Below are 20606 nucleotides of genomic sequence, written 5' to 3' on the forward strand. Positions count from 1 at the left end.
GGCAATGAATATCGCGGTCTACCCCGGCACCTTCGATCCCATCACCAACGGCCACTTCGACCTGATCGAACGCGCATCCCGGCTGTTCGACAAGGTGGTGGTGGCCATCGCCACCAGTCCCGGCAAGGGCCCGGCGCTGGATCTCGATACACGAATCGCCCTGGCCCGAGAGGTGGTCTCTGGGCTGGACAACGTCGAGGTGACCGGCTTCTCGGGTCTGATGACCGAGTTCATGAAGCAGCAGCAGGCACGCGTGCTGCTGCGGGGGCTGCGCGCGGTCTCGGATTTCGAGTACGAGCTGCAGCTGGCCAACATGAATCGCGCCCAGATGCCGGAGCTGGAGACCGTCTTCCTGACCCCGGCGGTGGAGAACTCCTATATCTCCTCCACCCTGGTGCGCGAAATTGCCAAGCTGGGCGGCGATGTCTCGCAGCATGTGCATCCCGGGGTCGCCGCGAGGCTGAAGAGCCATTACAATACCTGACCACAAGGCTCGGGATTGTGCCGAGCAGATCCCGATGACCGCGGCCAGCGACTTCCGTGAGGTACCCCATGGCCCTGATGATCACCGACGAGTGCATCAACTGCGACGTCTGCGAGCCGGAATGCCCCAACGGGGCCATCTCGCCAGGCGAAGAGATCTATATCATCGACCCGGCGCTGTGCACCGAGTGTGTCGGTCACTATGACGAGCCCCAGTGCCAGCAGGTGTGTCCGGTGGACTGTATCCCTCTGGACCCGGAGCGCGAGGAGAGCCACGAGGAATTGATGGCCAAATATGAGCGCATCACCGCGGCCTGATGATTGGCAAGCCTGGCAAGCAAGGACGACTCTGCATCACGAAACGCCCCGCCAAGTGCGGGGCGTTTCGCGTTGTGTGGGACCGTCACCTTTGGCTATAGCTCGTCGGCCCGCTTGCTGACCGTGCACCCGAGGCAACGGCGGAAGGCCGCCTCGGCCGGGGTCTTGATCAGCGTCTCGGCCGCGCTGTCCACCCCGCCGCCCAGGGCGGTAAAGGGCAGTGTCACCAGAAACACGGCGGTACCGCCCACCGTGGCCGCCGCCAGCAGCGGTCGCGCGATTACCGCATCGGCAATCATCGCCCCGCCACTCGGCTGAACCCCCACGCGCTGCTCCTGAGCGATCGCCGGAGAGGTTGCCATCAGCGCCACCAGCGCCAGTGTAAAGAAGATCATGATCCGCTTGCTCATCGCTTGCACTCCCCGTGCTCCCTGCCATCTATGCTGCGTCGTCACCACCCGGCGCTCGCCTGTAGCGAATCGAGTATGGTGTTAGTCATCATGAGGCCTTAGAATCGCTAAGGTTACATCCTCTCACGGGATCTTACATCAGGATAGGCGGCTTTCGCCGCTTGCCCACCCCAGGACAGGCCTCACCTGCTCCGATCACCATGCAAAGGAGAGCATGATGAAGCGTCTTATCGCCACCGCCGCCCTGGCCACCCTGGTCGCCAGCCCCGCCTTCGCCCAGAGCTATCAGTATGACCCTAATGAGGGACCGTATATTGGTGCGGGCCTGGGGTACTCGAAACTGGATAATGACACCCTCGACTGGCTCGGGGATGTTGGCGCGAGCACCGATGACAGCGATACCGGCTATAAACTGTTTGTAGGCTATCAGTTCAACCCCAACTTCGCTGTTGAAGCGGGCTACGTAGACTTTGGTGACTTCAAAGCTAGTGAAGCGGATGGTACTGACAGTCCCCGCCTGAAGCTTGGAGTGGAAGGCTTTACTGCTGCTTTGGTTGGAAAACTGCCCATCCAGAATGGTTTCAGTGTCTTCGGCAAGCTCGGCATGGTCGCATGGGATGCTGACGTGGACTTGGATGCCACCATCGGCGGAGACGTTTATCGTGAATCCGCCAGCGAAGACGGCTCCGATCCCTATTACGGCATCGGCGCTGAATATGAAGCCGAGCGCATCCTGATGCGCGCCGAGTTCGAACGCTACGATATCAGCGAAGATGGCGAAGACTTCGAGATCGACCTGATCTCCGCCAGCATCGGCTACCGCTTCTAAACGATAATCGCCCTTTATTGCCACCGCCGCCCCGCCCTTGTGCGGGGCGGTTGCGTTATGCCCCGCCGCCGGCCATGCTGCCCGGCTCGTCAATCTCGGGAGCCCCCTGTGAGCCGTTCGGAGTCCTCGTCATCCGGGGCCGCGCGCCGGCGCATCCTGGCGCTGGCCTGGCCGATCATCCTCTCCAATATCACCGTGCCGCTGCTGGGGCTGGTGGATACCGCCGTGGTCGGCCATCTGCCGGACTCGCGCTATCTGGCGGCGGTCACCCTGGGCGCTACCCTGTTCAGCTTCCTGTACTGGGGCTTCGGCTTCCTGCGCATGGGTACCACGGGGCTCACCTCCCAGGCGGTAGGGCGCGAGAACGACACGGACGTACGCAACCTGCTGGGCCAGTCGCTGCTGATCGCGGCGGGCATCGGTGCGGCACTGATTCTCTTCTCACGACCGCTGATCAGGCTGGGACTATGGCTCCTCGATGGCAGTGACGTCGCCACGGCACTGGCCGCCGAGTATGCCGAGATACGAATCCTCTCGGCGCCGGCGGTACTCGCCAACTACGCCATCCTGGGCTGGTTCCTGGGACAGCAGAACTCGCGAGTGACCCTGGCGATCCTGGTGCTCACCAACGGGGTCAATATCCTCCTCGACCTGCTCTTTGTCATCGGCCTCGGCATGACCAGCGATGGCGTGGCCTGGGCCACGGTGATCGCCGACTATACCGCTCTGACCTTCGGCCTGTGGCTGGTCTCGCGACAGCTCAGATGGCTGTCGGGCCGCTTCCTTCGCCATCGGCTCCTGGCCGTTTCAGCCTATGGCGAGCTCTTCTCGGTCAATGCCAATCTCTTCGTGCGTACCCTGGGGCTGCTCTTCGTGATGGCCTTCTTTACCTCGCGAGGGGCGGCCCAGGGCGATACCGTGCTCGCCGCCAATGCCGTGCTGCTGCAGTTCATCATGCTCACCAGCTACGCCCTGGATGGCTTCGCCCACGCCGCCGAGGCGCTGACCGGACGCTCGGTGGGGGCAAGGCGCTGGACGGAATTCGCCCAGTCGGTGCGGAGTGCCGCCTGGTTCTCGCTGCTGACGGCCGGTACCGCCGCCCTGGCTTTCGCCCTGGGGGGCGAGGCGCTGATCGCCCTGCTTACCGGCCTGCCCGAGGTGCGAGAGACCGCCTCCACCTACCTGCCGTGGATGGTCGCCATGCCGCTGATCGCGGTATGGGGCTACCTGCTGGACGGCGTCTTTATCGGTGCCACGGCGATTCGCGAGATGCGCAACAGCATCTTTGCCGGGCTCGCCGTCTATCTGCCCGCCTGGTGGTTGGGCCAGGCCCTGCTTCCCGAGGCGCTCATCAACCACGGCCTGTGGCTCGCCTTCACGCTGTTCATGCTGACGCGTTCGGCGACGCTGATCGCCTATTACTGTCAACGGCGCCGCAGCGACTGGCGCGATGCCAGCCACGACGCCTCATAGCGTCTCATATCGATTCATGGCGATGCGTCACGCGGACACCGGCCCCAATCTGCGGGTTGGCGCGGGCGGCGCGGGCCGCCTGGACCGTCAGCGAGGGATAGCGCAAGATACTGATGCTGCGCTACTTTATGCCATGAAACACCAATAACACTCAAAACAGTAAGGGAACGCCATGCTCAAGGCCCTCTCCAGACCGGCGGTCAAGCTGGTCGAACGCTACCTGCCCGACCCCTATATCTTCGTGCTGCTGTTGACCATCATCGCCGCCGTGGCGGCCATTGCCGTGGAACGCCAGACGCCACTCGCGGTGATGCGCATGTGGGGGGACGGCTTCTGGAACCTGCTGACCTTCTCGATGCAGATGCTGCTGGTGCTGGTGACCGGCTTCATGCTGGCCAGCTCTCCCCCGGTGAAAAAGCTACTGCAACGACTCGCCGCTCTGGCCAAGGGCCCCGGTGGCGCCATCCTGCTGGTCACCTATGTATCGCTGGTCGCCAGCTGGATCAACTGGGGCTTCGGCCTGGTGGTGGGGGCGCTGTTCGCCAAGGAGCTGGCGCGCCTGGTGCGGGTCGACTACCGCCTGCTGGTGGCTAGCGCCTACTCCGGCTTTATCGTCTGGCACGGCGGTCTGGCCGGCTCGGTACCGCTGACCGTGGCCACCGACGGCCACTTCAGCGCCGACCAGATCGGCGTGATCGGCACCGGTTCGACCATCTTCTCCTTCTTCAACCTGGCCATCGTGGTGATGCTGTTTATCGCGGTACCGCTGGTCAATCGCATGATGCTGCCCGACGAAAAGGATAGCGTGTTCGTCGACCCAAAGCTGCTCGGCGATGATGAAGCACACCAGGTGCGTATCACCCGTCCCGCCGAGCGCATGGAGAACAGCGTGGTGCTGGCCTGGCTGGTGGGTATTCCCGGGCTGATCTTCCTGGCAGACCACTTCTTCCTGCGCGGCGGTGGCCTCAACCTGAACGTGGTCAACTTCATGTTCCTGTTCCTGGCCATCGTGCTGCATCGCACCCCGCGCAGCCTGCTGGAGAGTCTCCAGGAGGCGATCAAGGGTGGGGCCGGCATCGTCATCCAGTTCCCGTTCTACGCGGGGATCATGGCGATCATGGTGCAGTCCGGTCTGGCAACCAGCATGTCCGAGGCGCTGGTCTCCTTTGCCACCGACACCACCCTGCCGGTCTGGACCTTTATCAGTGCCGGCATCGTCAACCTCTTCGTGCCCTCCGGCGGCGGTCAGTGGGCCGTGCAGGCGCCGGTGATGATCCCGGCCGCCCAGGCACTGGGTGTGGATATTCCCCGGATGGCCATGGCCGTGGCCTGGGGTGATGCCTGGACCAACCTGCTACAGCCCTTCTGGGCCCTGCCGGTACTCGGCATCGCCGGGCTCAAGGCCAAGGACATCATGGGCTTCTGTCTGATCCAGCTGCTGATCACCGGGGTGCTGATCTCCATCGGCCTGACCTGGTTCTGATCCTCCAGCGAGGTGCCCTGCCCCCAGACGGGCAGGGCACCCGGCTGTGGATAACTCACAAGGAGATCGAATGGACGATAACGACCTGGCCGGCGCCCTGCCCGGCCAGCACGAGCTGTCGATGACCGTGTTGATGACTCCCGACATGGCCAACTTCAGCGGCAAGGTGCATGGCGGCGCCATCCTCAAGAAGCTCGACGAAGTGGCCTACGCCTGCGCCAGCCGCTACTCGGGCCACTATGTGGTTACCCTCTCGGTGGACCAGGTGCTGTTCAAGCAGCCGATCCATGTGGGGGAGCTGGTGACCTTCCTGGCGTGCGTCAACCATGTGGGCCGTTCTTCCATGGAGATCGGCGTCAAGGTGGTGGCCGAAGATATCCAGAACAAGCTGATCCGTCACACCAACAGCTGCTACCTGACCATGGTGGCGGTGGATGGCGATGGCAAGCCGGCTCCAGTGCCTCCGCTGGCGCTTGACACGAAGGTGCAGAAGCTACGCTTCGAGAAGGCGGCCCTGCGCAAGAAGCTTCGCAAGCGGGCCGAAGAGGAGGAGCGCCGCACCCAGGCCGAGCACGGCGCCAGAGGAGAAGACGACTAGCCGCAGTCCAGGCTGAGAATGATGTCCGCCTCGTCCAGGTGGACATTGAGGCGATCTGGCCGGTGATCGAGTGTCACCGCCGTACCGGGGCGAATCACCCGAATGGCCGACGCGTCACTCTCGGCATGAATCGCCTTGCCGAGGGATACGCTGTAGGTACGACCGATACGGTCCTGAACGCGCTGGGCACCACACTCCCCGCCGCTTTCCACGCGAGGCGGCAGCGGAGCTGGTTCGGGCTCCGGCGCCGAACTCATGCCACTGCAGCCCACCAGAAGAAGGCCTAAGAGTAGCGGCGACAACCTCGTTACAATCATCTGGGCTTCCTTGATCCATACCAAAGAAAGTGCCGGAACGGACTAGCCGATCCGGCAGTTGACTCACCATGGCTCGGCTCAGAGTGCCGTAGCAGACTAGCCGCCCCCCGGGGCTCTGTTTAGGAAGCGGCGTCCTGAACGGCCTCTCCACCCTGCTCGATATCCTGGCCGGCACCGCGAATGGTGTTACAGCCGGAGAGAAGCGAAACGGCGAACAGTGCCGCCACCAGCATCATCAGAGTACGCCTCATGATCGACCTCCTTGTGCGTTGAAAATGTTGCACCCGTAATTTAGCAGCTCACGGCGAGCTTCGCCTTATCCCAGCAGCAGCCTGAGGATAATCGCCGCGATCACGGCCACCGTTAGCCACTTGACCACAAAGGCGCCACGCGGACTGACATTGACCCTTACCGCCAGCCAGGCGCCCGACATGCTGCCCACCGCCAGCACCAGCCCATGGCTCCAGCGCACCTGATCATTGACCACAAAGATGGCCAGTGCCGGCAGGGTGTAGACCAGTACGATCAACACCTTGAAGACGTTGACCTGGGCCAGGTCGATCTTGAGCATGCGATAGAGCACCACGATAAAGAGAATTCCTACCCCCACCTGGATAAAGCCGCCATAGAGGCCGATGACAAACATCGCCAGGTAGACCGCCGGCGTCAGCCGCTCGGGGGTCAGCGGCCGGGTATCCAGGCGCGGCTGTGGCAGCAGCATCAACAGCGCCGAGCCCGCCATCACCACGATCAGAATCGCCTCGAACAGGGCATCACCGGTGAGCAGAGCCAACCAGGCCCCGACCAGCGAACCCACCACCGCCGGCACGGAGAGGCGCAGCGAGAGCCCCAGATGGCGTGCCCCGGCACGGAAGAAGTTGTATACCGCCGACACGCTCTGCAGGGCAATGGAGACACGATTGGTACCGTTGGCCTCCTGAGGCGGCAGACCCAGGAACATCAACAGCGGCAGGGTAAGCATGGAGCCCCCCGCAGAGAGCACGTTGATAAAGCCGGCCAATGCACCTACCAGCAGCAGGGCCAGCGCTTCGAACAAGGTCATGGAAGAGTCCTTTCAGGAAAGAGCCGCACAGCTTATCCGCCCGAGCAAACGGGGAAAACTCCCTACGGTTATATGGCATGATGCCGGACAGTCGATACCACTCGCTGATTACGCCGGAGAGCCCTGATGGATCATTTCGAGCCAGACCCCCGCCTGGTTGAAGACAGCTACCCGATCACCGAGCTGCCGCTTTGCCAGCTGCGCCTGATGAACGACAGCCGTTTTCCCTGGCTGCTGCTGATCCCACGCCGGCATGGCGTCAGCGAGGTCTTCGAGCTGAGCGAGGCGCAGCAGCGGCAGCTATGGCGTGAGACGAGCCGCATCGGCCAGGCCTTCAAGGCCCTGATGGAAGCCGACAAGCTCAATGTGGCGAGCCTCGGCAATGTGGTGGAACAACTGCATGTGCATCTGGTGCTGCGCCGCACGGATGACGGTCTCTGGCCAGGGCCTGTGTGGGGGCAGGGAGAGGCGTTGCCCTATGACCTCGACACCCTGGCCGCCATGCGTGACAGGGTGCTGGCCATGCTCGAGGGGCTCGACCTGCAACCCGAGGAGTCGCAGGCCTCCTGAGACTATTGCCTGGCCTCGCAGTCGACGAGGCGTGCGGCAATATCCGACACCAGCCGCTCCAGGGTGGCGGAGGGCATGGGGCGTCCGCCACGGAGGGCCGTCAAGGCAAGGCGGCCATCGGTGCCAGGCGGCTCGAGCGTCACCAGCACTCGGTAGCCCGGCCAGCGCGAGAACACCGCCTCCAGGCGCCCCACCGACGCATCGGCATGGCGCACCACATAGCCGCGCACCATCAGCGCCTCGGCGGTAACCTCCAGGGCACAGGACGGGGAGGCCTGTGAGGAAAGTGTCATCGGCGGCACCGATGATAAAGGGGTCGCACAACCAGCCAGCAGCCCCACCACCAATAGCATGCCAGGCAGACGACTCATGGCTCATCTCCTGTGCCCATGGAACGGCGCAAGCCACCACAGAATGCCTCGCTGCTGGCGCTTCGCGACTCCACGAGCTCACCTCGCCAGTCGATGACCTGAAGATCGCGACTGACCCGCACCTCTCCGCCACTGACCAGCAGCGAGACACGCTCCAGCTCGGTGGCATCGCGGGTCAGGCTGCCCACTCCACCGAAGCCGATCATCACCCCTCCACCGAAACCACCACGACCACCACCCAGGCCGATACCGCCGAACACACCACGACGCTCCCAGTCACCATGGCGGTCGCCGTAGCCGGGCAGGATGCGGGTACGCTCGGCGCTTACCAATGCCGGAGCGGTCGCGGTATGGCGGATCAAAAAGCCATCATTCTCCAGGGCAACCACCGCCCGGCGCAGCGTCTCGGTGACCGACACACCCTCGTCTGACCAGAGGCAGGCCGCCGCGGGGGTCGGCTCCGCCACCGGCAACGTGGCGGGAACGGTCTGGCAACCGACCAGCACCAGCAGGACAAGCAACGGCCAGGGACGCATGATTTCTCTCCCGTGATTGGACGACTGACGACTTCAGTGTAGGCAGGCGGCCGTGACGAGGGAATATTGCACGACGGCGGCATCCGAGCCCGACGCCCGTCGCCCGTCGCCCGACGCGTCAGGATGACGCAGTCCCCTTGAAGTCAGCCCCCACCGCCAAGATGTCATGCAACATGGCTATGATGCCCATGGTCAGGATTCACTGTCCGCCAGCGGGCGATACATGGATCATGGAAACCAACACCACCAAGGAGGCATTACATGAGCGATACCAACCGCATCGGCCTGCATGAGGCCAGCGCCAGCCAACTCGCCGAGAAGCTCAACGAGCTGCTGGCCAACTACCAGGTCTTCTACATGAACGTGCGCGGCTACCACTGGAACGTGAAGGGGCCGCAGTTCTTCCAGCTCCACGAGAAGTTCGAGGAGCTCTATACCGACCTGCTGACCAAGATCGACGAGGTCGCCGAGCGCGTGCTTACCCTGGGCCACCAGCCGCTGCATGCCTACAGCGACTATGTGGAGGTCTCACGCATCACCGAGGACAAGAACGTCTCGGACGGCAAGGCCTGCGTCGAGGGCGTGCTGGCGGGCTATCAGGTACTGATCGAGTTGCAGCGCGAGATCCTCTCCCTGGCCTCGGATGCCGACGACGAGGGCACCGCCGCCCAAGCCGGCGACTATATCCGCGAGCAGGAGAAGACCGTGTGGATGCTGGCCAGCTACCTGGCCTGACTCCGGACCCGACCCGATCAGGCATCACGGGTCATGTCACCACAACGCCGGGCCCAAGGCACGGCGTTGTGGTGTCTGGCACGATTACCTCGGACCACGCACCTGTCAGCGCGTCAGATCCTCCACCAGGGCGCGCAGCAGCGTCCAGAACTCCTCCACCGAGGCGACCTCGACCCGCTCATCCGGCGAATGGGCACCGCGAATCAGCGGACCGAAGGAGATCATCTCAAGCGCGGGATACTTGCCGTCCAGGATGCCGCACTCGAGCCCGGCATGGATGACCTTGACCGCCGGCTCGCTGCCCAGCTGTTCATGGTGCACACGCTGAAAGCGCGTCAGCAGCTCGCTGCCTGGCTGGGGTGTCCACCCCGGATAGCCATTCTCGAGGCGCACCTTGGCCCCGGTCAGCTCGAACACGGCACGCAGGCGATCGGCCAGGTCCTGGGCCGCGCTGTCATGCAGCGAGCGCACCAGGGCGCCGAGATGGAACCGCCCCGCCGCTAGGCTCACGACCCCCAGGTTGTTGGAGGTCTCCACCACCCCCGGCACCTCCTGACTCATGCGCTCGACGCCACAGGGAGCGGCGTGCAGGGCGGCCAGCAGTAGATGCGTCGCCTGACCGGTAAGCGGCTCATCGGCGGGCATCTCGACCGACTCGAGGCTCAGCGACAATGCATCATCGACACCGGCAAACTCCTTGCGCAGGGTGGCCTGCAGTTCCGCCACCTCAGCCTTGGCGGCCTCGAGCTCCTCTTCGGGCAACGCCAGGATCGCAAGGGCCTCGCGTGGCAGTGCGTTGCGCAGGGTACCCCCCTGGTAGCTCGTCAGCCGTGCATCGAGACGCTCCAGGACTCGCATCACCCGCACCAGCAGTCGATTGGCGTTGCCCCGCCCCTTGTCGATATCGATCCCGGAGTGACCGCCGCGCAGCCCGGTCAGCGACAGGCGGAGCGTCACCTCATCGTCGGCCAGCGCCGCAGTGGGCAATTGCGCCTCGACCACCACATCGGTGCCTCCGGCGCAGCCGATAAACACCTCGCCGCGATCCTCGGAGTCGAGGTTGAGCAGGTAATGTCCTTGCAGCCACCCTTCGGCGAGGTTAAGCGCCCCGCCCATGCCGGACTCCTCCTCCAGGGTAAAAATCGCTTCCAGCGGGCCGTGGATGAGCTCGTCATCCTCGAGTATGGCCAGGGCGGCGGCCACGCCGAGGCCGTTGTCGGCCCCCAGAGTAGTATTGCGTGCCCGCAGCCAGCCTTCATCGTCGAGATAGGTCTCGATGGGATCACGGGTAAAGTCGTGTGGATGGTCGCTGTTGGCCTGGGGAACCATATCCAGGTGGCCTTGGAAGATCACGCCGGGAGCCTGCTCGTGACCGGGGGAGGCCGGCTTGCGAATCAGCAGATTGCCGAAGGCATCGCGCTCATGCGCGAGCCCCTGTGCGTCGGCCCAGGCTTCGAGGCGAGCCGCCAGGGCGGCCTCGTGGCCGGAGGGGCGCGGAGTCTCGCAAAGGGTGCGGAAATGGCGCCAGAGCGGCTGCGGCGAGAGCCGATCGAGATGTTCGTTCATGGTGATCCCTTCCTGAGTAACCGGCCTACCTTACTCAGCCCATTGCGGAAGGGGAAGAGAAGGACAGAAGCATCGCCACCGCCTGGCGCAGCCGAGCGGTGGCCTGCCGCCGGCCCGATACACCGAGATGCCTGGCCAGGGCATCGCCGCTCAGCCCCTGAAAGCCCCAGGTCACCAGCAGCAGCAGCTCGGGATCGGCGAAGGAGATGCCACGGGACAGAGCGAGACGAACCAGGGCCTGCAGCGCCGGACGGGCCAGCGCCGGCTCGCGGTGACCGGCGGCGACGTCCTCTGCATCGCGGCGGTCGTCATCTGCAAGATTCACCCCACACCCCTCCGCCAGCAGAGCGGCGGCCACTGGCGGCGCCAGATCACGCAGCTCGAAGGCCAGCAGGCCAGGCAGGGCGCGTTGAAAGCGCGCGACGAGCGAGCCCATCAGCGCCTCACCGCGCTTGCTGGTGGCTCGAGCCACCATCAGGGCGTGTTCACCCGTGGCGGTCTCGCGGGTCAGCCCGAGGCGCAGAGCATGAAACCCCTGCCGCTGCCAGAAGGCCATCAGCGCCGGTTCGGCGCCGAAGCTCGCCCCCAACAGATCGCAGCCATCATCACGCGCTCGCTCCAGCTCCGCCTCGATCAGCCGCTTCCCCAGCCCCTCGCGACGGTGCTGGGGTGCCACGGCGATACGCACCACCCGCCGCAGATGCCCGGTAAGCGCCTCCCGGGACCCCACATGGGCAGCCAGGGACTGGGCCATAAGATGGCCACGAGGGCGTCGCTCGCCACGGGCGACCCCCTCGGCCAGGTCGGCCTCGAACCCCCCCTCATCTGCGGTCATCACTACCCCTAGCGGCACGTCACCGGCTGTCATTGCCCCAACGGTGAGGCCCGGGCCGTCCAGCAGCAGCCGCAGATCGCTGGGCGTGGTGCGATAGTGTGCCTGCACCAGCAGACCGAACAAGCTACGCAGACCAGGCTCGTCACCGGCCAGCGTGGCCCGCGACAGTCGCCGCACGCCATCGGTTGCTCGATCGTGAGGCTCTGGCGGGTCGGCATCCAGCATCAACAGGCGATGGATCAGCGGCTCGAGGGGGTCGTCACTCGCCCAACGGATCGGATCGGCCAGATGCAACCCTCGCCACTCTGGGGTGGTGCGCTCGAGACGCTCGCGGAAACGCAGGGCAAAACCGCGACCGGAGCCCTCGTAGCCGTGTACCGTGGTAGCAAAGGCGATCCGCGGAAAGGCGTCGAGCCACTCGCCGAGCAACCCGGCGGGAATCGCCGCCGCCTCATCCACCAGTAGCAGCCGGCCGGCACCGCCGGCCTGGCCCTGTCGGGCCAGCTCGGCAAGGGCATCCGGGGCCACGAAGCGAACCTCACCCTGGTCGGTAGCGAAGACATGTCCGCGCCGCTCACCCTGGGGGCAGAGCGCCGCAAGGCGTTCGAAGAGGCTCTCCACCGCCGCCGGTCGCGGCGCGGTCACCAGCACCTCCTGCTCCCCCGTGGCCAGCCAGCGGGCGCAGGCGATGCCCAGGGCCGCGCTCTTGCCGCGCCCACGGTCGGCGGTGATCACCAGCGGACGACGGCGGCGCAGCCGTGCCAGGCGGGCCACCGCCTGGGCCTGGTCGTCGGTCAGGCAGTCTCCATCGGTCAGCGGCAGCTCGGCATGCGCCTGACGGATGGGAAGCCTAGGCAACCGAGGTGTTTCGCCGGCACGCCAGCGAATCACCTGGTCGTCGCGCGCCAGGAGGCGCGCCAGCCGGGCCAGATAGCGACTGGTCAGCGCCTCGGGGCGCCAGGGGTGCTCGGCCAGTCGTGCATAGTCGGCATCAGGTCGGCCTCCCCAGTCATGCGGGGTCATCAGCACCAGCAGGCCGCCTGCCGTCAGGGTGCCAACCAGAGCCGCCACGGCATCGGGGTCGAAGCCCGCCCCAGCGGAAACGGCGTCTATCACCAGCAGATCATGCTCGCCCCCCAGACGAGTTCGGGCACGGGCAGGAGCCAACCAGTGCGCCGTATCGACCTGCCCTGGTAACTCCGGCGCCACCCAGAGCGGGGAGTGCCAGGCGCCGGCTCGCCATAACTCGACGGCCGCATCACAGCAGGTCTGGGGCGCACACTGCAGCCAGACCAGGCCCCGCCAGCGACGGCGGGCAAGTCGTGAGATGTGGGCCAGCAGCGCCCGCGTCGACAGGTCATGCTCCCTCTCTCCCCTATTCATCGGCCCTCCACAGCCTCACCTAGCACTTTGGTCTTATGGCAGTGCACCATTCAACGCTAGCCACCGCCCATCATGGTACGTTGACGTCAACGTAAACATTTATTAAATATCTGATAGTATTGAATTATCAAACATCGACATTCCCTTTCGCGGTCAGGATAGCGATGCCTGGCCTCAGTCCACGGGCCGCACCAGCGTCGCAAGGCCATGATCGTTTTGCACACCAATGGGGTGTTAGTTTGAAGTGTCGTGGCGGGTCGTCGATGCACCCCTGTGCCGGCTACCGCTCCCAAGTCTTGTCCATGGCGCCGGGAGGCGCTATCTGCTGTCCAGTCCCGAAGGGAGAACAACATGAAAACACTGCGCACCTTCACGCTCACCAGCCTGGCCGCCGGCGTGGCCCTGGCCGCACTGAGCACCACCGCCCAGGCCAAGGAAACGTGGACCATGACCACCACCTGGCCGGATAATCTGGACCTGATCCAGATGGACCGCCACTGGGTCGAACTGGTCAACAAGCTGGCCGGTGACGAGCTCACCATCAACTTCCGTGCCGGTGGCACCCTGATGCCGGGCAGCGAGGTATTCGATGCCACCCAGACCGGCGCCATCCAGGCCGCCGCCGACTGGCCGGGCTACTGGGCGGGCCTGAGCCCGGCCTTCTCGCCGCTGGCCACCACGACCAGCCTGTTCAACGGCGTGGACTACCTCAACTGGATCAACCAGTGGGGCGGCTTCGAGCTGTATCAGGAAGTCTATGGCGAGTATGACATGGTCTACCTGCCCTACGGCATCACCAACAACGAATCCGGCTTCATGGGCGGCACCCCCATCGAGAGCATCGCCGACCTGGAAGGCAAGCGTCTGCGCCTCTCCGGCCGCGACCAGGGCCGCGTCCTGGAGAAGCTCGGCGGCTCCCAGGTCACCCTGGCCGGCGGCGAGGTCTACCAGGCCATCGAGCGCGGCGTGATCGACGCCGGCGAATTCTCCACCCCGGGGGTCGACTACAAGGCCGGCTTCGGTGAGGTGGCCGACTACTGGTCCACTCCGGGCTGGCACCAGTCCGCTAGCGTTTTCGGCGTGATGATCAACAAGGAGGCGTGGGACGCCCTCTCCGAGGAGACCCAGGAGAAGCTGAAGATCGCCGCGGAGGCCACCATGACCTGGTCACTGGCCTGGTCCGAGCGGCAGTCTACCGAGGCGACGGTCAAGTTCAAGGACGAGGGCATGACGATCAACCAGCTGCCCGAAGAGGACCTGGCTCGCATCCAGGAGATCACCAACGAGGTGATCCTGCAGGGCGCCTGCGAGGATCCGATGCACGCCAAGGTCTATCACTCCATGGTCAGCTACCTGGATCATTACGCCAACTGGCGTGACGTGACCGTGCCCTTCAACATGAGCCGTAGCATGGACAACCTGCCGCCCCTCGAGGAGCTCGAGAGCTGCATGAACCAGTAAGCGGACCGGGCCGGGCCCTGCAGGGCCCGGCCCTATCCGGTCGCTTTACCTCCTGTGTTCGCTTGATTAGCCCGACTCCGAGAGCCTCACCATGAACACCATTGCCAGGGCCATCGATGCCCTCAACGAGGGGTTCGGACGCCTGATCGCCCCACTCCTTGCCGTAATCACGCTGATTGTGATCTATGATATTGCCGCACGCTTCTTCATCGGCCGCCCCAGCGACTGGGCCTTCGATGTTACCAAGATGCTGTTCGGCGCCCATTTCATGCTGATGGCCGCCTACGGTCTGCGCCATCACGCCCACGTCGAGGTCGACGTGCTCAAGCGCCTGCTCACCCGCCGCAAGCAGGCCGCCCTCGAACTGCTCGGCTACCTGCTCTTCTTCGTGCCCTTCATCTGGATGCTGCTTACCTTCGGCTGGGCCTTCTTCGAGCGCTCCTTCAGCCGCGGAGAAACCACCTACGGCATGATGTCCATCCCGGTCTATCCGGTGAAGGGGGTGATCGTCGTGGCCGCCCTGCTCCTGCTGCTGCAGGCCATCGCCATCGTGATCCGCGCCTGCGGTGAACTACGCAAGGAGGGTGCCGCATGAGCCCCGAGATGCTCACTCTCTTCATGTTCAGCGGCCTGCTGATCGGGCTGTTCATGGGCCACCCACTGGCCTTCGTGCTTGGCGGCGTCGCCGTGCTAGGCGCCTGGCTCGGCCCCGGCGCCAATACGCTGGGCATTCTGATCAACAACATCTATGGCAACTCCATGGACAACTATGTCCTGGTCGCCATTCCCCTGTTCGTGCTGATGGCGCGCTTTCTCAATGACTCCGGCGTCACCGAGAAGATGTTCGACACCATGCGCCTGCTGCTCGCCAACCTGCGTGGTGGCCTGGCCCTGACCGTGGTCATCGTCTCGGTACTGCTGGCCGCCACCACCGGCATCGTCGGCGCATCCATCGCGGTGATGGGCATGATCGCCCTGGTACCGATGCTCAAGTACTCCTACAACAAGGAGCTCAGCGCCGGCGTCATCATGGCCAGCGGCTGCCTGGGCATCCTGATTCCCCCCAGCATCATGCTGATCCTGATGGCCAGCTACTCGCCGGTCTCGGTGGGCGCGCTGTTTGCCGGTGCCCTGGTACCGGGGGTGATGCTCGGCACCATGTACGCGCTCTACGTGCTGGTGATCTGTTTCGTCAAGCCACACTACGGGCCAGCCGTTCCCGCAGAGGAGCGCGCCGAGACCTCGACCGGCCAGCTGCTGATCATGCTCGGCAAGTATGTGCTGCCGCCCATGTCGCTGATTCTCGGTGTGCTGGGCTCGCTGTTCCTGGGGATCGCCACGGCCACCGAGGCCTCGGCCATCGGCGTGGCCATCGCCTTCCTGCTGTTCCTGATCTTCGGTGATCGCAAGGCGTCGACCTGCTATCGCACGCTGATCGAGGCCAGCAAGACCACCACCATGGTGATGCTGGTGGTGGTGGGGGCGACCGCCTTCACCGGGGTGTTCTCCATCGGCGGCGGCATGGATGTCATCCATAACGTGGTGACGGCGATGCCCGGCGGCACCATCGGGGCCTTGATCCTGATGCTGTTCCTGGTGTTTCTGCTGGGCATGTTCCTGGACTGGACCGGCATCGTGCTGCTCAGCTTCCCGATCATGCTCCCCATCGTCGACAGCATGGGGGTGGATATGCTGTGGTTCGTGGTGATGGTGGCCGTGGTGTTGCAGACCTCCTTCCTGACCCCACCGTTCGGCTATGCGCTCTTCTACCTGAAGGGGGTCGCGCCCCCCGGGGTGGAGATCGTCGATCTCTACAAGGCGGTCATTCCCTTCGTGGCGCTGATCGTGCTGGCCTGTGTGCTGATGGCCTTCTTCCCGGCCCTTATCACCGGTCTGCCATCGATGCTACTCGGCTACTGACCCATGAACGCGTAACGACGCCCGCCGTCAGCCGACGGCGGGCGTCGTCGTTTGACGGTGGTCAATCGATGTTGGCTGCAGCAGCCAAGCGCAACTGATACTATTTGCCGGCGTCAATGTCTCGCATTTACCATCCTGCGCCCGCGAGGAGCCTCCCTTGTCTCGACCTACCAGCGGCGACCTGCCCACCCTCTCACGCCGACTGTTTCCCTCCTTCACTCCCTGGACCGCCCTGCTGCTCGGGGTCGCGCTGGTCGTGGCACTGCCGGTGCTGGCGGTTCTGGCGCACATCCTGGTACCCACCGGTGGCGTCTGGCAGCACCTGGCCAGCACGGTGCTGCCCCGCTACCTGGCCAACACCCTGTTCCTGGTCATCACGGTGGGCCTCGGCACCCTGGTGATCGGCACCGGTACCGCCTGGCTGGTGGTGATGTGCCGCTTCCCAGGGCGACGGCTGTTCGAATGGGCGCTGCTGCTGCCGCTGGCCGTGCCGACCTATGTGATCGCCTACGCCTATACCGACTTCCTGCAGTTCTCGGGCCCCCTGCAGGGGTGGCTACGCGACCTGTTCGGATGGGGATTCGGAGACTACTGGTTCCCTGAAATACGCTCTCTGGGCGGGGCGGCAACACTGATCAGCCTGGTGCTCTACCCTTACGTCTACATGCTCGCACGCGCCTCCTTCATGGAGCAGTCGGTGTGCATGCTGGACGTGGGACGTACCCTGGGCCGCGGACCCTGGCAGCTATTCTGGAGCGTGGCGATCCCACTCTCGCGTCCGGCCCTGGTGGGCGGCGTATCACTAGCCCTGATGGAGACACTGAACGAGTTTGGCGCGGTGCAGTACTTCGGTGTGGATACCTTCACCACCGGCATCTACCGCACCTGGTTCGGCCTCGGTGAACAGGCCGCCGCCGCCCAGCTCGCCGCCTGCCTGCTGACCTTCGTAATCGCCCTGGTGCTGCTGGAGCGCTGGTCGCGGGGCAAGCGGCGCTACTTCCACACCTCCAGCCGCTATCAACAGCTGCCGGAGTTCCACCTCGGTGGCTGGGCCTCGGCAGGCGCCTTCCTGGCCTGTTTACTGCCAATCCTGGGCGGCTTTCTGATCCCCAGCGGCATCCTCGCCGAGCTGGCCATCCAGCAGGGCGACTCACTCTTCGGCAAGAGCTTTATCGGCTATGCCCGCAACAGCCTGATACTCGCCTCGATCGCCGCTCTGGTGGCGGTCACCCTGGCGGTGGTGCTCAGCTACGGGGTGCGCCTGAACAATACCCGGCTGACCCGAACCGCCACGCGTATCTCGGCCATGGGCTATGCGATCCCAGGGTCGGTGGTCGCGGTTGGTATCCTGATTCCCTTCGCCTGGCTGGACAACACCCTCAATACCTGGCTGCTTTCACGCGGTGGCGAGGTGATCGGACTGATCTTCAGCGGTTCGGCGTTTATCCTGGTCTACGCCTATGTGGTGCGCTTTCTGGCGGTCTCGTTCAACGCCGTGGAAGCCAGCCTGGGCAAGGTGACGCCGAGCATGGATGCCGCCTCCCGCACCCTAGGCCAGACCGCCACCGGCACACTGAAGCGGGTGCACACGCCAATCATGCGCGGCAGCCTGCTGGCGGCCTGCATCCTGGTCTTCGTGGATGTGATGAAGGAGCTACCGGCGACAATCATCCTGCGCCCCTTCAACTTCGATACCCTGGCGGTACGCGCTCACAACCTGGCGGCAGACGAGCGTCTCGCCGAAGCCTCGACGGCCTCACTGGCCATCGTGGTGGTAGGCATAGTCCCGGTGATCCTGCTCAGCCTGGCCATGCGACGCTCGCGCCCCGGCGGCGGAAAGTGACGAGGAGCGCGAGGGAAAGACAAATACCTGGGAGGGGTCCAGCCGCAGAGTCACGGGCTGGCCCTCGGCGGGCAGGAAGACCCCCGGCACCCGCGCATGGATATGGGCTTCATCACCGTCGGAGTCATGGGCACAGATATGCAGCAGGCTGCTGCGCCCCAGCAACTTGGCCATGACGATATGGCTGTGGCTGTGCGCTTCAGCCGGCACATCCAGCCTCGCCACCTGCAGCGCCTCCGGCCTTACCAGCACGCGTACCTCACTGCCCTCGGCCAGCCAACCGGCATCCACGATGCCCACCGGTGTCAGCACCTTGCCGTCGCGAACCATCCCGGAGAGTTCGTTCACCTCACCGAAGAAGGTCACCACGAAGGGGTCGCTGGGGTTGCAGTAGAGCTCGCGTGGCGTACCGACTTGAACGATATGGCCATCACGCATCAGGGCGATGCGGTCGGCCATGAACATCGCCTCTTCCGGGTCATGAGTCACCAGTAGGGTGGCGGCCCCGACCTCCTTGAGCACGTGCAGGGTGTCATCGCGAATCTGGTCGCGTAGCCGCGCATCGAGGCTGGAGAAAGGCTCGTCGAGCAGCATCAGGTGCGGCTCCGGCGCCAGCGCACGAGCCAGTGCCACGCGCTGCTGCTGGCCTCCGGAAAGCATGTGGGGATAGCCCTCGGCCCGGGCGCCCATCCCCAGCTGCTCGAGTAGCCTCAAGGCACGCCGACGACGCTCGCCTGTCGGCAAGTGCTTGAGCCCGAAGGTCACGTTTTCCAGCACGGAAAGGTGGGGAAAGAGCGCGGAGTCCTGAAAGGCCAGGCCGACGCTGCGCTTCTCGGGGGGGAGGTGACGCCCGCCAGGGCGGGCTACCTCATCGCCCTCCAGGACCACGCGACCGTGCTGTAGCTTCTCGAGGCCCGCGGCGATGCGCAGCAGGGTGGTCTTGCCACACCCCGAGGGGCCCAGCAGGCAGACCACTTCACCCGGCTGAATATCCAGATCGATGCCCTTCACCACCTCGTGCTTGCCGAAGGCGTGGTGAATGCCCTGCATGGAGAGTACCGGAGCGGAAGTGGCGTGCGGCTGTTGCAGATTCAGGTTCATTAGGGCCCTCGACGTCGTGTCGGTGGAGATCTCCCCATCATAACCGATCACGAGCGCTAATGCGTTTGAAAGCGACTCGCATTCAATATTTCACTGCTTCAGCGCAAGGAATCGCCGCCCTGCCCCTTGACGCCGCCGACGTACGGGGCTTCAATAAGCGGGTCATTAATGCAACGTATTATCATTCCACTATCTCCACTCTGCCGGATATCCCAGAGGTCATGATGATCAAGAACGTTCGTCTCGCCGCCCCCATCGCCGTCGCGCTGGCCGGTTCCGCCTTCGCTACCGCCGTCTCCGCCGACGAGCTGAACATCTACTCGGCACGTCACTACGACTCCGACGAGGCGCTCTACCAGGCCTTCACCGAGGAGACCGGCATCGAAGTGAACTTGCTGGAGGGCGATTCGGACCAGCTGATCGAGCGCATCACCCGCGAGGGCGTGGCCAGCCCCGCCGACGTGATGATCACCGTTGACGCCGGCCGCCTGTGGCGTGCCGAGCAGGAGGATATCTTCCAGAGCGTCGACTCCGAGGTGCTGAACGAGCGCCTGCCGGAAGCCATGCGTCACCCCGAGGGACTGTGGTTCGGCTTCAGTCAACGCGCCCGCGCCATCTTCTATGACCGCGAGAACTTCGACCCGAGCCAGATCGGCAGCTACGAGGAGCTCGCCGATCCGAAGTTCGAGGGTCAGGTGTGCATCCGCTCCTCGAACAATATCTACAACCAGTCGCTGCTCGCCTCACTGGTCGAGCACCATGGCGCCGAGGGCGCCGAGGAGTGGGCCCAGGGCGTGGTGGCCAACATGGCACGCGACCCCGAGGGTGGCGACACCGACCAGATCAAGGGCATTGCCAGCGGCGAGTGCTCCCTGGCGGTGGCGAACCACTACTACTACGTGCGCCTGCTGCACTCCGACAACGAGGCGGATCGTGAGGTCGCCCGCCGTGTCGGCGTGATCTTCCCCAACCAAGACGGCCGCGGCACTCATGTCAACGTGGGCGGCGCCGGCGTGGTCGAAGGGGCTCCCAACCGCGAAAATGCCGTGCGCTTCCTCGAGTTCCTGGCCTCCGATACCGCCCAGGAGATCTTCGCCAACGGCAACTACGAGTTCCCGGTGGTCGAGGGCGCGATGAAAAATCCGGTGCTCGAGTCCTGGGGCGACTTCAAGAAGGATAGCCTGAACATCAGCAAGCTCGGCGAGAACAACCCCGAGGCGATTCGGATCTTCGATCGCGTCGGCTGGCGCTAAGCCTTCCAGCCCAGGCCAACACCAGAAACGCCACCGCAGCAGCGGTGGCGTTTTTCAT

Annotated in this window: 22 protein-coding genes; 13 read left to right on the forward strand and 9 right to left on the reverse strand. The window is 64.6% G+C overall.

Annotated features, from left to right (window positions below; translation table 11 throughout):
• The first annotated feature begins 4 nt into the window (after window positions 1-4).
• Entirely contained in the window at window positions 5-484 is a 480-nt protein-coding gene (coaD, locus tag GRB80_RS13840; RefSeq protein WP_161423956.1) for a pantetheine-phosphate adenylyltransferase, read from the forward strand.
• A 68-nt stretch (window positions 485-552) separates the two neighbouring features.
• A complete protein-coding gene (locus GRB80_RS13845; RefSeq protein ID WP_161423957.1) occupies window positions 553-801 on the forward strand; it encodes a YfhL family 4Fe-4S dicluster ferredoxin in 249 nt (82 codons plus the stop codon).
• A 95-nt stretch (window positions 802-896) separates the two neighbouring features.
• On the opposite strand, the gene GRB80_RS13850 is transcribed toward GRB80_RS13845, so the two are convergent.
• A complete protein-coding gene (locus tag GRB80_RS13850) occupies window positions 897-1211 on the reverse strand; it encodes a hypothetical protein (protein WP_161423958.1) in 315 nt (104 codons plus the stop codon).
• A 217-nt stretch (window positions 1212-1428) separates the two neighbouring features.
• Here GRB80_RS13850 and GRB80_RS13855 point away from each other — a divergent pair, with 217 nt between their 5' ends.
• From GRB80_RS13855 to GRB80_RS13870, 4 genes are all read left to right on the forward strand, one after another.
• Window positions 1429-2040 carry an outer membrane beta-barrel protein gene (locus tag GRB80_RS13855; RefSeq protein ID WP_161423959.1) on the forward strand — a complete coding sequence of 204 codons (612 nt, stop codon included), beginning with the start codon at window positions 1429-1431 and terminating at the stop codon, window positions 2038-2040.
• Window positions 2041-2148: 108 nt separating this feature from the next.
• Entirely contained in the window at window positions 2149-3513 is a 1365-nt protein-coding gene (locus GRB80_RS13860) for an MATE family efflux transporter (RefSeq protein WP_309663439.1), read from the forward strand.
• Window positions 3514-3685: 172 nt separating this feature from the next.
• Window positions 3686-4996, forward strand: a complete 1311-nt coding sequence (locus GRB80_RS13865; RefSeq protein ID WP_132044587.1) for a short-chain fatty acid transporter — start codon at window positions 3686-3688, stop codon at window positions 4994-4996.
• Window positions 4997-5066: 70 nt separating this feature from the next.
• Window positions 5067-5594, forward strand: a complete 528-nt coding sequence (locus GRB80_RS13870; RefSeq protein ID WP_161423961.1) for an acyl-CoA thioesterase — start codon at window positions 5067-5069, stop codon at window positions 5592-5594.
• Here GRB80_RS13870 and GRB80_RS13875 read toward each other — a convergent pair.
• From GRB80_RS13875 to GRB80_RS13885, 3 genes are all read right to left on the reverse strand, one after another.
• Complete coding sequence (locus tag GRB80_RS13875; protein WP_161423962.1) at window positions 5591-5851, reverse strand: I78 family peptidase inhibitor; 261 nt, start codon at window positions 5849-5851, stop codon at window positions 5591-5593. The genes GRB80_RS13870 and GRB80_RS13875 overlap by 4 nt on opposite strands.
• A 179-nt stretch (window positions 5852-6030) precedes the next feature.
• On the reverse strand, window positions 6031-6147 hold the full coding sequence (locus GRB80_RS13880; protein ID WP_374708600.1) for an entericidin A/B family lipoprotein: 117 nt from the start codon (window positions 6145-6147) through the stop codon (window positions 6031-6033).
• Window positions 6148-6227: 80 nt separating this feature from the next.
• A complete protein-coding gene (locus tag GRB80_RS13885) occupies window positions 6228-6974 on the reverse strand; it encodes a sulfite exporter TauE/SafE family protein (RefSeq protein ID WP_132044595.1) in 747 nt (248 codons plus the stop codon).
• Between the two features lie 126 nt (window positions 6975-7100).
• On the opposite strand from GRB80_RS13885, the gene GRB80_RS13890 reads away from it, so the two are divergent.
• Window positions 7101-7544: an HIT family protein gene (locus GRB80_RS13890; protein ID WP_132044597.1), complete on the forward strand. Its 444-nt coding sequence runs from the start codon at window positions 7101-7103 to the stop codon at window positions 7542-7544.
• Window positions 7545-7546: 2 nt separating this feature from the next.
• Here GRB80_RS13890 and GRB80_RS13895 read toward each other — a convergent pair whose 3' ends face one another.
• Window positions 7547-7915 carry a hypothetical protein gene (locus tag GRB80_RS13895; protein WP_161423963.1) on the reverse strand — a complete coding sequence of 123 codons (369 nt, stop codon included), beginning with the start codon at window positions 7913-7915 and terminating at the stop codon, window positions 7547-7549.
• Window positions 7912-8451, reverse strand: coding sequence for a hypothetical protein (locus tag GRB80_RS16275; RefSeq protein ID WP_202597232.1), 540 nt, complete (start codon window positions 8449-8451; stop codon window positions 7912-7914). Before GRB80_RS16275 ends, GRB80_RS13895 begins: the two co-directional genes overlap by 4 nt.
• A gap of 261 nt (window positions 8452-8712) precedes the next feature.
• Between GRB80_RS16275 and GRB80_RS13905 the strand changes: the two genes are divergently transcribed.
• Window positions 8713-9186 (forward strand): Dps family protein, encoded by a 474-nt coding sequence (locus GRB80_RS13905; RefSeq protein WP_161423964.1) that lies wholly within the window; start codon window positions 8713-8715, stop codon window positions 9184-9186.
• A 105-nt stretch (window positions 9187-9291) separates the two neighbouring features.
• On the opposite strand, the gene GRB80_RS13910 is transcribed toward GRB80_RS13905, so the two are convergent.
• A complete protein-coding gene (locus GRB80_RS13910; protein WP_161423965.1) occupies window positions 9292-10752 on the reverse strand; it encodes an aminoacyl-histidine dipeptidase in 1461 nt (486 codons plus the stop codon).
• 34 nt (window positions 10753-10786) lie between these two features.
• Window positions 10787-12970, reverse strand: coding sequence for a tRNA(Met) cytidine acetyltransferase TmcA (locus GRB80_RS13915; RefSeq protein ID WP_161423966.1), 2184 nt, complete (start codon window positions 12968-12970; stop codon window positions 10787-10789).
• A 351-nt stretch (window positions 12971-13321) separates the two neighbouring features.
• On the opposite strand from GRB80_RS13915, the gene dctP reads away from it, so the two are divergent.
• From dctP to GRB80_RS13935, 4 genes are all read left to right on the forward strand, one after another.
• Window positions 13322-14431, forward strand: coding sequence for a TRAP transporter substrate-binding protein DctP (gene dctP, locus GRB80_RS13920; RefSeq protein ID WP_161423967.1), 1110 nt, complete (start codon window positions 13322-13324; stop codon window positions 14429-14431).
• Window positions 14432-14522: 91 nt separating this feature from the next.
• A complete protein-coding gene (locus tag GRB80_RS13925; protein ID WP_132044611.1) occupies window positions 14523-15026 on the forward strand; it encodes a TRAP transporter small permease subunit in 504 nt (167 codons plus the stop codon).
• Window positions 15023-16351 (forward strand): TRAP transporter large permease, encoded by a 1329-nt coding sequence (locus GRB80_RS13930; protein ID WP_161423968.1) that lies wholly within the window; start codon window positions 15023-15025, stop codon window positions 16349-16351. The genes GRB80_RS13925 and GRB80_RS13930 overlap by 4 nt, the downstream gene beginning before the upstream one ends.
• 157 nt (window positions 16352-16508) lie before the next feature.
• Window positions 16509-18194, forward strand: coding sequence for an ABC transporter permease (locus GRB80_RS13935; protein WP_161423969.1), 1686 nt, complete (start codon window positions 16509-16511; stop codon window positions 18192-18194).
• Here GRB80_RS13935 and GRB80_RS13940 read toward each other — a convergent pair.
• Window positions 18108-19295 carry an ABC transporter ATP-binding protein gene (locus GRB80_RS13940; RefSeq protein ID WP_237561997.1) on the reverse strand — a complete coding sequence of 396 codons (1188 nt, stop codon included), beginning with the start codon at window positions 19293-19295 and terminating at the stop codon, window positions 18108-18110. The genes GRB80_RS13935 and GRB80_RS13940 overlap by 87 nt on opposite strands.
• A gap of 224 nt (window positions 19296-19519) precedes the next feature.
• Here GRB80_RS13940 and GRB80_RS13945 point away from each other — a divergent pair, with 224 nt between their 5' ends.
• On the forward strand, window positions 19520-20548 hold the full coding sequence (locus GRB80_RS13945) for a Fe(3+) ABC transporter substrate-binding protein (protein WP_161424362.1): 1029 nt from the start codon (window positions 19520-19522) through the stop codon (window positions 20546-20548).
• The last annotated feature ends 58 nt before the right edge of the window (window positions 20549-20606 follow it).

This window comes from Halomonas icarae (assembly GCF_009901955.1).
In the GTDB taxonomy this organism is placed as follows: domain Bacteria; phylum Pseudomonadota; class Gammaproteobacteria; order Pseudomonadales; family Halomonadaceae; genus Halomonas; species Halomonas icarae.

Coding starts and splice junctions, on each gene's coding strand:
- GRB80_RS13930 (WP_161423968.1), top strand. CDS start 15,023: ATGAGCCCCGAGATGCTCACTCTCTTCATGTTCAGCGGCCTGCTGATC.
- dctP (WP_161423967.1), top strand. CDS start 13,322: ATGAAAACACTGCGCACCTTCACGCTCACCAGCCTGGCCGCCGGCGTG.
- GRB80_RS13890 (WP_132044597.1), top strand. CDS start 7,101: ATGGATCATTTCGAGCCAGACCCCCGCCTGGTTGAAGACAGCTACCCG.
- GRB80_RS13880 (WP_374708600.1), bottom strand. CDS start 6,147: ATGATGCTGGTGGCGGCACTGTTCGCCGTTTCGCTTCTCTCCGGCTGT.
- GRB80_RS13875 (WP_161423962.1), bottom strand. CDS start 5,851: ATGAGTTCGGCGCCGGAGCCCGAACCAGCTCCGCTGCCGCCTCGCGTG.
- GRB80_RS13895 (WP_161423963.1), bottom strand. CDS start 7,915: ATGAGTCGTCTGCCTGGCATGCTATTGGTGGTGGGGCTGCTGGCTGGT.
- GRB80_RS13905 (WP_161423964.1), top strand. CDS start 8,713: ATGAGCGATACCAACCGCATCGGCCTGCATGAGGCCAGCGCCAGCCAA.
- GRB80_RS13925 (WP_132044611.1), top strand. CDS start 14,523: ATGAACACCATTGCCAGGGCCATCGATGCCCTCAACGAGGGGTTCGGA.
- GRB80_RS13885 (WP_132044595.1), bottom strand. CDS start 6,974: ATGACCTTGTTCGAAGCGCTGGCCCTGCTGCTGGTAGGTGCATTGGCC.
- GRB80_RS13850 (WP_161423958.1), bottom strand. CDS start 1,211: ATGAGCAAGCGGATCATGATCTTCTTTACACTGGCGCTGGTGGCGCTG.
- GRB80_RS13845 (WP_161423957.1), top strand. CDS start 553: ATGGCCCTGATGATCACCGACGAGTGCATCAACTGCGACGTCTGCGAG.
- GRB80_RS13940 (WP_237561997.1), bottom strand. CDS start 19,295: ATGAACCTGAATCTGCAACAGCCGCACGCCACTTCCGCTCCGGTACTC.
- GRB80_RS13910 (WP_161423965.1), bottom strand. CDS start 10,752: ATGAACGAACATCTCGATCGGCTCTCGCCGCAGCCGCTCTGGCGCCAT.
- GRB80_RS13870 (WP_161423961.1), top strand. CDS start 5,067: ATGGACGATAACGACCTGGCCGGCGCCCTGCCCGGCCAGCACGAGCTG.
- GRB80_RS13855 (WP_161423959.1), top strand. CDS start 1,429: ATGAAGCGTCTTATCGCCACCGCCGCCCTGGCCACCCTGGTCGCCAGC.
- coaD (WP_161423956.1), top strand. CDS start 5: ATGAATATCGCGGTCTACCCCGGCACCTTCGATCCCATCACCAACGGC.
- GRB80_RS13945 (WP_161424362.1), top strand. CDS start 19,520: ATGATCAAGAACGTTCGTCTCGCCGCCCCCATCGCCGTCGCGCTGGCC.
- GRB80_RS13865 (WP_132044587.1), top strand. CDS start 3,686: ATGCTCAAGGCCCTCTCCAGACCGGCGGTCAAGCTGGTCGAACGCTAC.
- GRB80_RS13915 (WP_161423966.1), bottom strand. CDS start 12,970: ATGAATAGGGGAGAGAGGGAGCATGACCTGTCGACGCGGGCGCTGCTG.
- GRB80_RS16275 (WP_202597232.1), bottom strand. CDS start 8,451: ATGCGTCCCTGGCCGTTGCTTGTCCTGCTGGTGCTGGTCGGTTGCCAG.